We start from the raw sequence: 12,752 nt of genomic DNA on the forward strand, positions 1-12,752 counted from the left end.
GGTCCTTACAACGGGAGATCGGCGAGCGGTAGTCGGACGACGAAGCGCGCGCCATCGATCCGGTCCTCGCGCGATTCGACGAAGATCGCGCCCTGGTGTCCGTCGACGATCGTCCGCGCGATCGCGAGGCCCAGCCCGGAATGCTGGCCGAACGTCTCGCTGTCCGGGCGGACCGAGTGGAACCGCTTGAACACGTCTTCGCGCGCATCCTCGGGAACGCCGGGGCCTTCGTCCTCGACGCGGATGACGAGGTCATCGCCCTGGCTGTTCGCGGAGATCGCGATCACGCCCGATTCGGGGGAGAAGGACAGCGCGTTGTCGATCAGGTTCTCGAACACGCGTTCGAGGCGTGCGCCTTCGCCGAGCACGATCATGCGGTCGTCGGGCTTGCGATCGAACCGCAGCCGGATGCCGCGCTCGACTCCGCGCGCGTCGCGCTGCGCGACCAGCCCTTCAAGCATTGCCGCGATATCGACGGGCTCGAACTTGGCACGGCTGAGCTGCGCGTCGAGCCGCGAGGCTTCGGAAATGTCGGACAGCAGGCGATCGAGCCGGTGGACATCATCGCGGACGATCGCGAGCAGTTGCGCCTGGAGCGCCGGGTCCTGCACGCGCGACAACCCCTCGACCGCCGACCGGAGCGAGGCGAGGGGGTTCTTCATCTCGTGCGTGACGTCGGCGGCAAAGGCCTCGGTCGCGTCGATCCGCGCCCTGAGCGCCAGGCTCATGTCGGAGAGCGCGCGTGCGAGCATGCCGAGCTCATCGCGGCGCGAGGGCAGCCGTGGCACCACGACCTCGCGCGCGCGTCCCAGGCGGACGCGGACCGCGGCGCGCGCCAAGCGGCGGAGTGGGCGTACGATCGTCCGTGCCAAAAACAGCGAAAGCAGGATCGAGACGATCGACACGCCGAGCAGCACCATGCTGAGCCGGAACCGCTCGATCCGCACCGTCTTGGTGATGTCACGCGCGTTGACCGTCGTCATCACCACGCCGCCCGCGCGGAGCGGCGCGGCGGCGGTGATCACCGGCGTCCGATCGGGCGCGCGCCACACCGTGGTCGCGACAACGCCCTGCGCACGCGCGGCCGCGACGTCAGGCCATTGCTGGCCGTCGGCGCGCTCGCGGTAGAGCGGTGGGCGCGGCGCCATCACGACGATGTCGATCGCCGCGTCGAGGAACCGCGCGATCACCTGGTCACGGTCCTCCTTGTCGGGATCCTGCAGGACGAAATTGCGCAGGCCGAGCGCGCGGCTGTCGACCATCGTGCCGCCTCGCGCGTCGAACAACCGGATCCGCGACCCGGTGTCCGACGCGAGCCGGACCACGAGCGGGTTGCGCAGCGCCGGGTCGACCGCCGCGATCGCCTCGCCGATCAGCCGCGCTTCGCGTGCGGTCTGCGCGACCCGGCTGTCGACGATCCGGCTGCGATAGGAATCGAGGTAGAAGAACCCGCCTGCGAGCAGCAGCAACGCGAAGATGTTGACCGCCAGGATGCGCCGCGTGAGCGAGATCTGTCCCGACCAGCGCAGCGTGAGATCGCGACCATCGTCGCCGAGCTCATTCCTCAGAAAATCGATACCCGGCACCATATAAAGTCTCGATAGCGTCGAACGCGGGATCGACCTGCCTGAATTTGCGGCGCAGTCGTTTTATGTGGCTGTCGATGGTCCGGTCGTCGACATAGATGTCGTCCTGATACGCCGCGTCCATCAGCTGGTTGCGCGTCTTGACGATGCCCGGACGCTGCGCAAGCGTCTCCAGGATCATGAATTCGGTGACCGTCAGCGTGACCGGCTCGCCGCCCCACAATGTGCGATGCCGCGCGGGGTCCATGCTCAGCCGGCCGCGATCGAGCGGCCCTGCGGCTTCCGCCTCGGTCTCGGTGCCGGGCGAGTGCGCGAGTTCGGTCCGGCGCAGGATCGCGCGGATGCGGGCGATCAGCAGCCGCTGCGAGAACGGCTTGGCGATGTAGTCGTCGGCGCCCATCGCGAGGCCCAGCGCCTCGTCGAGCTCGTCGTCCTTGCTGGTGAGAAAGATCACCGGGATCTGGCTCTTCTCGCGCAGACGGCGGAGCAGTTCGAGGCCGTCCATCCGCGGCATCTTGATGTCGAAGATCGCAAGATCGGGCGGGTTGTCGGTCAGCGCCTTGAGCGCGGTCTCGCCATCCGAATAGACCCGCGTGACGAAGCCTTCGGTCTGGAGCGCGATCGACACGGAGGTCAGGATGTTGCGGTCGTCGTCGACCAGCGCGATCGTTGCCGTCATGTTCGGGCCGTCATTCTCTGGGTCGCCTGCCTCGATCGTTGGTGGGACGGGGTAGGGCAAACCGCGGCGGCACTCAACTGGGGCCGCATCGGGACAGCGTTCCAGCGGTGCATTTGACCCGTGCTGGGCCGCCGCCTACATCCCCGATCAACGACATACATACGTATGCGAAAAATCATCTGGAGAGATGCCTTGCCCAACACCCCCGTATCCAACGCCCGTATTCCGTCTGGTGGCCTTGCCGCGCAGGGAATCGAAACCGGTGCCGCGCTCCACTGGAACCTGGTCACCGCGCAGCTCGTCGAGGCGGCACTCGAACGCGGCGAGGGCAGCCTGTCCGCGGACGGCCCGCTGGTCGTCGAGACGGGCGCGCATACCGGGCGATCCGCGCAGGACAAGTTCATCGTCCGCGACGCCGAGACCGAGGCGACGGTGTGGTGGGGCAAAAGCAACAAGGCGATGGAGCCGGCGCATTTTGCCGCGCTGAAGGAAGATTTCTTCGCCGCGCTGGCCGCGAAGGACGAGCTGTTCGTGCAGGACCTGTACGGCGGATCGCAGGCCGATCACCGCGTCACTGTCCGCGTCGTCACCGAACTGGCGTGGCACAATCTGTTCATCCGGACGATGCTGGTGCGGCCCGAAGAGGCTGCGCTGAAAGACTTCGTCGCGGACTATACGATCGTCGACCTGCCGAGCTTCCGCGCCGATCCCGCGCGCCATGGCTGCCGTAGCGAGACGGTGATCGCGGTAAACTTTACCGACAAGCTCATCCTGATCGGCGGCACGAAATATGCCGGCGAGATGAAGAAATCCGTGTTCGGGCTGCTGAACTATCTGCTGCCGCCGACCGGGGTGATGCCGATGCACTGCTCGGCGAACATGGGTGCGAACGGCGATACCGCGGTGTTCTTCGGGCTGTCCGGCACGGGCAAGACGACGCTGTCGGCCGATGCGAGCCGGACTCTGATCGGTGATGACGAGCATGGCTGGTCCGACACAGCGGTCTTCAATTTCGAGGGCGGCTGCTATGCCAAGATGATCCGGCTGTCCGAGGATGCCGAGCCCGAGATTTTCGCCACGACCAAGCGGTTCGGGACGGTGCTCGAGAACGTCGTGATGCATCCGGAGACGCGGCGGCTCGATCTTAACGACCACAGTCTCGCCGAGAACAGCCGCGGCGCGTATCCGATCGACTTCATCCCCAATGCCTCGGCCGAGAATATGGGGCCGGTGCCGCGCAACATCGTGATGCTGACCGCGGACGCGTACGGCGTACTGCCGCCGATCGCCAAGCTGACGCCCGACCAGGCGATGTATCACTTCCTGTCGGGCTATACCGCGCGCGTCGCGGGCACCGAGATCGGCGTGACCGAGCCCGATGCGACCTTCTCGACCTGTTTTGGCGCGCCGTTCATGCCGCGTCATCCGTCGGTCTATGGCAATCTGCTCAAGGAGCGGATCGCCAAGGGCGGGGTGGATTGCTGGCTGGTCAATACCGGCTGGACCGGCGGCAAATACGGGGTCGGCAACCGCATGCCGATCAAGGCGACGCGCGCGCTGCTGAATGCGGCGCTCGATGGGAGCCTGAACGATGCCGAGTTCCGGACGGACCCGAATTTCGGGTTCCAGGTGCCGGTCAGCGTGCCGGGCGTCGACAGCGCGATTCTCGACCCGCGGACTACCTGGGCGGATACGGACGCGTATGATGCGACGGCGGCGAAGCTGGTCGACCTGTTCGTGGAGAATTTCGCTCAGTTCGCCGAGCATGTCGACGAGGGCGTCCGGCAGGCTGCGCCGAAGGTTGGCGAGCCGGCATAAACTCCTCTCCCCCTCGGGGGAGAGGAAGGGGCCCGCACGGGGCAGCTGGGTGGGAAGGTGAGGGCACGGTCCTGCTTGGCGTGCCCTCACCCTCGCCGCTGCGCGGCTTTCCCTCTCCCAAAGGGAGAGGGGTTCACAGAAGCTCGACCATGACTGCGCCGTCGACCACGGCAGTAATCCGGACTTGCGTCCCGACCGCCGCATCATCGCCGCGCGCAGGCCAGCTGCCGTCGCCGACCAGCACGCGGCCGTGCCCGCCGACCAGCGCGGTCTCGACCAACACCACCTGACCTACCAGCCGCGCCGAGCGATCGTTCAGCATCGGGTCGCCGCCCTCGACCGGGTAATCGCGGTACCAGCGCTTGCCGATCAGCACGGTTACGGCGCTCCACACCGCGAACGCCCCGAGTTGCGCGGCCACTGGCAGGTCCGGCAAGACGAACACCGCCGCACCGGTCACCGCGGCGGCGATGGCGAGGAATACGAGGAACACCCCCGGGACTGCGAGTTCGGCAATTCCCAGCACCAGCGCGGCGATTAGCCACGCACCGGCCGCGCTGATCACGTCCATCAGCTTTTCGGAACCTCGGTCGACTTCGACAACTCGAACGGCCCGCGCGGTGTCGGCTTTGGGGAAGGCGGTGACGCGGTTGCATCCCGCAAGGCATCCTTCGCAAGCTCGCCGATCCCGCCGAGCGTGCCCATCAGCTGCGTGGCCTCGACCGGGAACAGGATCGTCTTCGCATTGGGCGAGGTCGCGAACTTGCCGATCGCCTCGACATATTTTTGCGCGATGAAGTAGTTGATCGCCTGCGCGCCACCCTCCTCGATCGCCTGAGACACCGCCCGCGTCGCCGACGCTTCTGCCACGGCAGCACGCTCGCGCGCCTCGGCATCGCGGAACGCCGATTCCTTGCGCCCCTCCGATTCGAGGATGCGCGCCTGCTTCTGCCCTTCGGCGCGCAGGATCTCCGACGCGCGCGACCCTTCCGCATCGAGGATGTTCGCGCGCTTCTCGCGTTCGGCCTTCATCTGCCGGCCCATCGCATTGACGATATCGGCGGGCGGGCGGATGTCCTTGATCTCCACGCGCGTGATCTTCACCCCCCACGGCGTCGTGGCATGATCGACGACGTTGAGCAGCCGCGCGTTGATCTCGTCGCGCTTCGACAGCGTCTCGTCGAGATCCATCGATCCCATGACGGTACGCAGGTTGGTGGTCGTGAGCTGCAACAGCGCCTGGTACAGGTCCGACACCTCGTACGCCGCCTTGGCCGAGTCGAGCACCTGGAAGAACACGACCCCGTCGGTCGAGATCATCGCATTGTCCTTGGTGATGATCTCCTGACCCGGAATGTCGATCACCTGCTCCATCATGTTCACCTTCCGCCCTACGCGGTAGAAGAACGCCGGGTAGAAGTTGAAGCCGGGGCGGGCGACCGTCGTGAAGCGACCGAAATGCTCGATCGTGTAGTGGTAGCCCTGGTGGACGATCTTGATGCTGGTGAAGAGATACAGCAGCACCAGCGCCAGTGCGAGCGCGGCAACGATCAGGCCCATACGTCCATCCCCCATTGTGTATCGCCGGGCTATAGCACGCCGTGCGCGACAGGGCCTAGCCGGACGCGCCCGCTTTGGTTACATGGCGCGCCACCCCACACCCAGGAACGGCAGCTCTCATGGATATCCGCCTCGGCCTCACCTTCGACGACGTCCTCCTGTATCCAGGGGAATCGGACGTGCTGCCAAGCCAGGCCGATACCCGGACGCAGGTGACGCGCGGCATCGCGCTCAACATCCCGATCCTCTCCTCGGCGATGGACACCGTCACCGAAGCCGACATGGCGATCGTCATGGCGCAGCTCGGCGGCATCGGCGTGCTCCACCGCAACCTCACGATCGAGGAGCAGGTGGTCGCGGTGCGCCAGGTCAAGCGCTTCGAATCGGGGATGGTGGTCAACCCCATCACGATCAAGCCGACCGCGACTCTCGGCGAGGCGCAGGCGCTGATGTCGGGGCACCGGATCAGCGGCATCCCCGTCGTGGAAGCCGACGGCAAGCTCGTCGGCATCCTGACCAACCGCGACGTGCGGTTCGCCGGCAACCCGCAGCAGCCGGTCAGCGAGCTGATGACGCACGAGAACCTCGCCACCGTCTCGACCGAGGTCGGCAAGGAAGAGGCGCGCCGCCTGCTCCACGCGCGACGCATCGAGAAGCTGCTCGTGGTCGACGCGCAGTATCGCTGCGTCGGGCTGATCACCGTCAAGGACATCGAGAAGGCGGTGATGTTCCCTGATGCGACCAAGGACGAGGCTGGCCGCCTGCGCGTGGCGGCGGCGACCACGGTCGGCGACAAGGGTTTCGACCGGACCGAACAACTGGTCGATGCCGGCTGCGACCTGATCGTGATCGACACCGCGCACGGCCACAACCGCGACGTCGGCCGCGCGGTCGAGCGCGTGAAGAAGCTGTCGAACTCGGTGCAGGTCGTCGCAGGCAACGTCGCCACCGGCGAGGCGACCCGCGCATTGATCGGTGCGGGCGCCGACGGGATCAAGGTCGGCATCGGGCCGGGCTCGATCTGCACGACCCGCGTCGTTGCCGGCGTCGGCGTGCCGCAGCTGACCGCGGTGATGGATTGCGCGGAGGCCGGCCACAAGGCGGGCGTACCCGTGATCGCCGACGGCGGCATCCGCACCTCGGGCGACATGGCCAAGGCGCTCGCCGCCGGCGCGTCGACCGTGATGATCGGCTCGCTGCTCGCCGGTACCGACGAGGCGCCGGGCGAGACGTTCCTGTACCAGGGGCGTGCGTACAAGTCGTATCGCGGCATGGGCTCGGTCGGCGCGATGGGCCGCGGCTCGGCGGATCGTTATTTCCAGGGCGACATCAAGGATCAGCTGAAGCTCGTGCCCGAGGGTATCGAGGGGCAGGTCGCGTATAAGGGCCCGGCGAAGGACGTGATTCATCAGCTCGTCGGCGGGATCAAGGCGGCGATGGGCTATACCGGCTCGGCGACGATCCCGGATCTTCAGAAGCGGGCGGAGTTCGTGCAGATCACCGGCGCGGGGCTGATGGAGAGCCATGTCCATGACGTGACGATCACGCGGGAAGCGCCGAACTACCCGACGCGGGGGTGACGCCAGGGGGCAGGCGGGACGGACCCACTCTCCCTCCGTCCTTCTGGCACGCCCCCTCCGTCATCCCGGCGAACGCCGGGACCCATGGGCACGTCGGACCCGGCGATAGCGTTCAATCATCACCCGGATCGCAACCATGGGTCCCGGCGTCCGCCGGGATGACGGGGCAGGGGGGAAGCATCGCGATCCCGGCCTTCCCCCGAAATTATTCCCCGCCTGTGCGCTGGAGAGGCTAGGGGAGGGCATGATGACGCATTCCCCGTACCACGCCTTTCCCGAAACCTCCCCAACCGCGGGAGGCCGCAAGTGACTCCTCCCGCCCGCACGCAGGCCGCGATCGAGCTGCTCGATCAGATCATCGCCGCTGCGCGCGAGTCCGGCGCTGCCGCTGATACGTTGATCGCGCGCTATTTCCAGACGCGGCGTTATGCCGGATCGAAGGACCGCCGCGCCGTGCGCGAGCTCGTCTACGCCGCGATCCGGAAGGCGGGTGACCGGCCTGAGACCGGCCGTGCCGCGATGTTGCTCGTTGCCGATGCCGACGCCGACGTCGCCGCGACCTTCGACGGATCGACGCATGCGCCGGCTCCGATCGGCAAGGACGAGCCGCGCGCGCGTGCCGGTGTCGCGCCGCAGTGGCTGAGCAAAGCGTTGCGCGCATCGGGGCTCGACGGGGCGGCGCTGACCGATCTCGCGGGCCGGGCGACGCTCGATTTGCGCGTCAACACGCTGACCTCCGACCGCGCGACCGTGCTCGCCACGCTGCCTGAGGCCGAGGCGACGCCGCATGCGCCCGACGGGATCCGGCTGCCGACCGGCACCAACGTCGAGGCGCTGCCGCTCTTCAACGAGGGCGCACTGGAAGTGCAGGACGAGGGGAGCCAGATCGTCGGCCTCGCGATGCAGGCCAAGCCCGGCGAGCGGATCGTCGATCTCTGCGCGGGCGCGGGCGGCAAGACGCTGGCGCTTGCCGCGACGATGGAGAACCAGGGCGTGATCCTGGCCTGCGACACCGATCGCAACCGACTGTCGCGTCTCGCGCCGCGCGCGACACGCGCCGGCGCGACGATCGTCGAGAGCCGCCTGCTCAACCCGACTCGCGAGATCGAGGCGCTGAGCGAATGGGCGGGACGCGCCGATGGCGTGCTGGTCGATGCGCCCTGCTCGGGCACGGGTACGTGGCGGCGCAATCCCGAGGCGCGGTGGCGTCTCACCCCCGACCGTGTCTCGCGCCTGCAATCGACGCAGCAACAGGTGCTGTCGGTCGCGGCGACTTTGGTCAAGCCCGGCGGTGCGCTCGTCTATATCGTCTGCTCGCTGCTCGACGCCGAGGGGACCGATCAGGTCAGCTGGTTCCTGAACGCGCATCCCGGCTGGACCATCGAGGCCTTGTCGCTGCCCGCGGGCGCCAAGCACGGCCACGGCGTACGCCTGGAGCCAGGTCGCGACGGCACCGACGGCTTTTTTGTCGCGCGCCTTCGGGCTGCGTGCTAGCCAGCCGACTAATGACCCGCCTGGAGACGATCATGCGTTTTTCGTCCGTTGCCATTGCCGCCGCGCTGACCGTCGTGTGCGTATCGACCTCGCTCAGTGGGCAGCGCCCCGACAGCCAGATCGACGCGCGCTCGATGCAGCTTTTGGCGCAGGGGCGGTCGCTGGTCGCGGCGGGCAATCTCGATGGCGCGACCGACGCGCTGGAGACCTCGGTCGCGGTCGATCCGCGCAATCGGGGTGCGTTCCTGCTGCTCGCGCAGGTGGCGGAGTCGCGCGACCTGCCCGGCAAGGCGATCCGGCTGTACCGCGAGGCGCTGCTGCTCGAGCCCAACGACGTCGCGGCGTTGAAGGGGCAGGGCGAGGCGCTCGTGGCCAAGGGGGCGGTCGTCCGTGCGAAGGACAATCTCGTCAAGATTCGGACGCTGTGCAAGGGTGCGTGTCCTGAGGCGACTCAGCTGGCGGCGGTGATCGCGAAGGGGCCGCCGGTCACGACGGCGCAGGTCGAGAAGACGCCGGTGGCGGCCAAGGACTGAGGTTCGAAACCCCGTTTCCATTCTACCGCCCCGGCGAAGGCCGGGGTCCAATTGGGGGACGGAGCTAGCTGTGGTCGGGGCCAGATTACGGCGACCTTGCCAACTGGGCCCCGGCCTTCGCCGGGGTGGCCCGCTCTAAAGTTTTAGATCCGGGTCCCGGTTAGGACGTAGCGGTTCAACCGACTGCCTTTGCCAGCGCCGTGAAATCCGCCACCGACAGCGTCTCCGCGCGGCGCGTCGCCTCGACGCCGATCCGCTCCAGCGCGTCGAGGGCGCCCGGCACGCCCTTCAGGCTCTGTCGCAGCATCTTGCGCCGCTGGCCGAACGCCGCACCCGTCAAGCGCTCCAGCACCGCGAAGTTCACCCCCTCGGGCGCCTCGACCGGCGTCAGGTGGACGACCGCCGACATCACCTTGGGCGGCGGCGTGAACGCGGAGCGGTGCACGGGCATCGCGATCCGCGCGGTGGAACGCCACTGCGCGAGGACCGCCAGCCGGCCAAAATGATCGTCGTTGGTCTTGGCGACGATCCGCTCGGCGACTTCCTTCTGGAACATCAGCGTGCACGACTGCCACCAGGGCAGCCACGACGTCGACAGCCAGCCGACCAGCAACGCCGTGCCGATATTATACGGCAGGTTCGACACGATGTGCGGCTTGCCTTCGAACAGCGTGCGGGCGTCGATCTCCATCGCGTCGCCCTCGATGACACGCAGCTGTCCCGGATAGGCCTCGCCCAGTTCGGCGAGCGCAGGGATGCAGCGACGGTCGCGCTCGATCGCGGTGACGCGCGCGCCGGCGGCGAGCAGCGCGCGGGTCAGCCCACCGGGGCCGGGGCCCACTTCGAGCACTTCGGCATCCTTGAGATCGCCCGGTACCGCCGCGATGCGCTTGAGCAGCTGCCCGTCGAAGAGAAAGTTCTGCCCGAGCGCCTTGCTCGCGTTCAGGCCATAGCGCGCGATAACCTCGCGCAGCGGGGGAAGGTCCGTCATGCTTGTCCTGTCACGCCTGGGCGGCGGCCAGCGCACGCCGGTCGGCCGCCTCGCCCGCCATCGCGATCGCGGCGATCATCGCGCCGGGTTCGGCAAGGTTCTTGCCCGCGATCGCGAATGCGGTGCCGTGATCGGGCGAGGTCCGCACGATCGGCAGCCCGAGCGTCATGTTGACGCCCTCGTCGAAATGGATCGTCTTGAGTGGCACCAGCGCCTGGTCGTGATAGCAGCACATGACGACGTCATAGGTGGCGCGCGCGCGCGGGTGGAACATCGTGTCGGCCGCGAACGGACCGGTCGCGTCGATACCCTCGTCGCGCAGGATCGCGATTGCGGGCGCGATGATGTCGATCTCCTCGCGGCCGAGCGCGCCTTGCTCGCCCGCATGCGGGTTGAACCCCGCAAAGGCGAGCCGCGGCTTTTCGATCCCGAAGTTCCGCAGCAGCCCCCGCGCGGTCGCGCGGGCCTTGGCGACGATCAGATCGACCGTCAGCAGCGCGGAGACGTCTTTCAACGGCACGTGCGTCGTGATCGGCACGACCTTCAACGACGGCCCGGCAAGCATCATCACCGCATTGTCGCCGGCGACGCCGTAACGTTCGGCGACGAACTCGGTCTGGCCGGGGTGGGTGAAGCCGATCGCGTACAGCTGCGACTTCGAGACGGGGCCGGTCACGAGCGCGCGTGCGGCACCGGTGCGGACCAGGCCGACCGCCAGTTCCAGCGCGTGCAGCGCGCAGCGCGCGCCATCCGGGTCGGGCGACCCGGGGACGATCGCCCCGGCATCGCCGACCGTCAGCACCGGCAACGCGGTGGCGAACGCACCGGCCGCCGCGCTCATGTCCGCGATACGCGCGATCGGTCCCTGCCAGACGCGTTCGATCGCGCGGGCATCGCCGATCGCGACGAACGGCGGCAGGCGATGCGTGACGCGCGCATCCCACGCCTTGGCGATGATCTCGGGCCCGATCCCCGCAGGGTCGCCCATCGATACCGCCAGCGGCTGTGCGCGCGTCATGATCGGATCACCGATATTCGACGACGGCGTCGCGCCGCAGATCGCGCAGCTTCTGCTGGGCGCGCAGGTTGACGCGCTGCTGTTCAAGTTGACCCTGGATCTGCTCCGAATTCGGGAGCGAGCCGCCAGCGGCTTCGTCGCGACCGCACAGCACCAGCGCACGGACGCCCTGCTCGGCGGAGCCGAACGGCGGGCTGGATTCGCCGACCTGGAGCTTCAGCATGACTTCCTGGAGCTGCGGCGGCAGATCGCGGATCCGAACCGTGTCGTTGTCGACCACGTCCGCGCCGATCCCGGCCGCGACCTTCTCGACCGTACCGCAGCCGCGGAGCTCCTGCGTGGCCTTGGCGAACGCCTGGGCGCGTGCCGAGGCCTGCGCCTGATTGGTGTTCGGCGGGAAGCGGAGCGTCAGCTGCTTGAGGCTGAGCTTGGCGTCGCGCGGATCCGCGGTGAGCACCTGGCGCTTGTCGGTAAGATACAGGATCGAATAGCCACCCGCGACCTCGATCGGGCCGGCGACCTGGCCGACCTGCATCGTCGTGGCAGCCTCGGACAGCGGGCCCGGCAGCGTGGCGGCGCGGATCCAGCCTAGATCGCCGCCGACGGCGCGCGTCGACGCTTCGGAAAACTGGCGCGCATAATATTCGAACGGCTGCGCGCCCTTCTGGATCTCCTGCAGGATCTGCTTGGCGTTGGTATAGACCTGCTGGCTGTTCGCCGGCGTCGCCGCGAGGTAGATTTCCTTGAGGTTGAACTCGTCGGTGCCCTTGGCTGCCTGGAGACGGTCGATGATCGACTTGACCTCCTCGTCGCCGACATTGACGAACGGCTCGACGCGGCGACGCAGATAGCGCTGCCAGGCGAGTTCGCCCTCGATCTGGCGCTTGAGCGACCGCTCGGACGAGCCCGACTCGCGCAGATAGGTGCGCATCGCGACGGGCGTGCGGTTGAAGCGCTTCGACACGGCGTCGTAGCTCTGCGTGAGCTCGGCGGGCGTGATCGTGATGTCGGCGGTCTTGGCCTCCTGGATCTGCAGCGTCTCGTCGATTAGCTGGCGCAGCACCTGCAGCTTGAGCCGCTCGCGGTCCTCGGCCGACAGCTTGGCCTCGTTCGCCATCGCCACCAGCGCCACGCGCTGGTCGACGTCGGTGCCCGTGATCACCGTATCGTTGACGATCGCGGTCGGCTTGCGGACGTTAGGATCGAGCTTGCCAAAGATCTGGAGATTGGTCGGGATATCGAGGCCCGTATTGTCAGGCAGGCTCTGATCCTGGACGGTCTGCCCGCCTCCGGCCTGACCGCCTTGCGGGGCGGGGCTCTGCGGCGGGGGGGCGGACTGGGCGATTGCACTTGCCGTCAGCGCGGCCAGAACAACCGCCCCGATCACACGGCCGCCACGCGCCGCCAGTCGAACATCATGCTTCAAGTGTCGGTATCCCATCATCACACGCCAGATCGGTGCCGTCGTTGCTGCGACCGCACCTATCCCGCGT

Annotated in this window: 11 protein-coding genes; 4 read left to right on the forward strand and 7 right to left on the reverse strand. The window is 67.8% G+C overall.

Going from position 1 to position 12,752, the window contains the following annotated elements; all coding sequences use genetic code 11:
- Window positions 1–5: 5 nt before the first annotated feature.
- Together C8J26_RS16240 and C8J26_RS16245 are read right to left on the reverse strand one after the other, a co-directional pair.
- Complete coding sequence (locus C8J26_RS16240; RefSeq protein ID WP_107959274.1) at window positions 6–1,589, reverse strand: sensor histidine kinase; 1,584 nt, start codon at window positions 1,587–1,589, stop codon at window positions 6–8.
- Window positions 1,558–2,265 (reverse strand): response regulator transcription factor, encoded by a 708-nt coding sequence (locus C8J26_RS16245; RefSeq protein WP_056414953.1) that lies wholly within the window; start codon window positions 2,263–2,265, stop codon window positions 1,558–1,560. The genes C8J26_RS16240 and C8J26_RS16245 overlap by 32 nt, the downstream gene beginning before the upstream one ends.
- Before the next feature lie 192 nt (window positions 2,266–2,457).
- Between C8J26_RS16245 and C8J26_RS16250 the strand changes: the two genes are divergently transcribed.
- Window positions 2,458–4,083, forward strand: coding sequence for a phosphoenolpyruvate carboxykinase (locus tag C8J26_RS16250; RefSeq protein ID WP_244185357.1), 1,626 nt, complete (start codon window positions 2,458–2,460; stop codon window positions 4,081–4,083).
- A gap of 133 nt (window positions 4,084–4,216) precedes the next feature.
- Here the strand turns inward: C8J26_RS16250 and C8J26_RS16255 are convergent, their stop codons facing one another.
- Both C8J26_RS16255 and C8J26_RS16260 read right to left on the reverse strand, forming a co-directional pair.
- Entirely contained in the window at window positions 4,217–4,654 is a 438-nt protein-coding gene (locus C8J26_RS16255; protein ID WP_107959276.1) for an NfeD family protein, read from the reverse strand.
- Window positions 4,654–5,643, reverse strand: a complete 990-nt coding sequence (locus C8J26_RS16260) for an SPFH domain-containing protein (RefSeq protein ID WP_107959277.1) — start codon at window positions 5,641–5,643, stop codon at window positions 4,654–4,656. The genes C8J26_RS16255 and C8J26_RS16260 overlap by 1 nt, the downstream gene beginning before the upstream one ends.
- A 119-nt stretch (window positions 5,644–5,762) precedes the next feature.
- On the opposite strand from C8J26_RS16260, the gene guaB reads away from it, so the two are divergent.
- The 3 genes from guaB to C8J26_RS16275 all read left to right on the forward strand — a co-directional run bounded on the left by guaB (window position 5,763) and on the right by C8J26_RS16275 (window position 9,250).
- Entirely contained in the window at window positions 5,763–7,223 is a 1,461-nt protein-coding gene (gene guaB / locus C8J26_RS16265; protein WP_107959278.1) for an IMP dehydrogenase, read from the forward strand.
- A 306-nt stretch (window positions 7,224–7,529) separates the two neighbouring features.
- Window positions 7,530–8,717, forward strand: a complete 1,188-nt coding sequence (locus C8J26_RS16270) for an RsmB/NOP family class I SAM-dependent RNA methyltransferase (RefSeq protein WP_107959279.1) — start codon at window positions 7,530–7,532, stop codon at window positions 8,715–8,717.
- A gap of 32 nt (window positions 8,718–8,749) precedes the next feature.
- Window positions 8,750–9,250 (forward strand): tetratricopeptide repeat protein, encoded by a 501-nt coding sequence (locus C8J26_RS16275; protein WP_208631428.1) that lies wholly within the window; start codon window positions 8,750–8,752, stop codon window positions 9,248–9,250.
- 175 nt (window positions 9,251–9,425) lie between these two features.
- Here the strand turns inward: C8J26_RS16275 and rsmA are convergent, their stop codons facing one another.
- Genes rsmA through C8J26_RS16290 form a run of 3 tightly spaced genes read right to left on the reverse strand, consistent with a single transcriptional unit; the run spans window position 9,426 to window position 12,685 of the window.
- Window positions 9,426–10,241, reverse strand: a complete 816-nt coding sequence (rsmA, locus tag C8J26_RS16280) for a 16S rRNA (adenine(1518)-N(6)/adenine(1519)-N(6))-dimethyltransferase RsmA (RefSeq protein WP_107959281.1) — start codon at window positions 10,239–10,241, stop codon at window positions 9,426–9,428.
- 10 nt (window positions 10,242–10,251) lie between these two features.
- Entirely contained in the window at window positions 10,252–11,259 is a 1,008-nt protein-coding gene (gene pdxA, locus C8J26_RS16285) for a 4-hydroxythreonine-4-phosphate dehydrogenase PdxA (protein WP_107959282.1), read from the reverse strand.
- 7 nt (window positions 11,260–11,266) lie between these two features.
- On the reverse strand, window positions 11,267–12,685 hold the full coding sequence (locus C8J26_RS16290) for a peptidylprolyl isomerase (protein WP_056414971.1): 1,419 nt from the start codon (window positions 12,683–12,685) through the stop codon (window positions 11,267–11,269).
- Between the last annotated feature and the right edge of the window lie 67 nt (window positions 12,686–12,752).

Origin of the sequence: Sphingomonas aurantiaca (genome assembly GCF_003050705.1) — a bacterium.
GTDB lineage: Bacteria > Pseudomonadota > Alphaproteobacteria > Sphingomonadales > Sphingomonadaceae > Sphingomonas > Sphingomonas aurantiaca.

Coding starts and splice junctions, on each gene's coding strand:
- C8J26_RS16240 (WP_107959274.1), bottom strand. CDS start 1,589: ATGGTGCCGGGTATCGATTTTCTGAGGAATGAGCTCGGCGACGATGGT.
- guaB (WP_107959278.1), top strand. CDS start 5,763: ATGGATATCCGCCTCGGCCTCACCTTCGACGACGTCCTCCTGTATCCA.
- C8J26_RS16245 (WP_056414953.1), bottom strand. CDS start 2,265: ATGACGGCAACGATCGCGCTGGTCGACGACGACCGCAACATCCTGACC.
- pdxA (WP_107959282.1), bottom strand. CDS start 11,259: ATGACGCGCGCACAGCCGCTGGCGGTATCGATGGGCGACCCTGCGGGG.
- C8J26_RS16260 (WP_107959277.1), bottom strand. CDS start 5,643: ATGGGCCTGATCGTTGCCGCGCTCGCACTGGCGCTGGTGCTGCTGTAT.
- C8J26_RS16275 (WP_208631428.1), top strand. CDS start 8,750: ATGCGTTTTTCGTCCGTTGCCATTGCCGCCGCGCTGACCGTCGTGTGC.
- C8J26_RS16255 (WP_107959276.1), bottom strand. CDS start 4,654: ATGGACGTGATCAGCGCGGCCGGTGCGTGGCTAATCGCCGCGCTGGTG.
- rsmA (WP_107959281.1), bottom strand. CDS start 10,241: ATGACGGACCTTCCCCCGCTGCGCGAGGTTATCGCGCGCTATGGCCTG.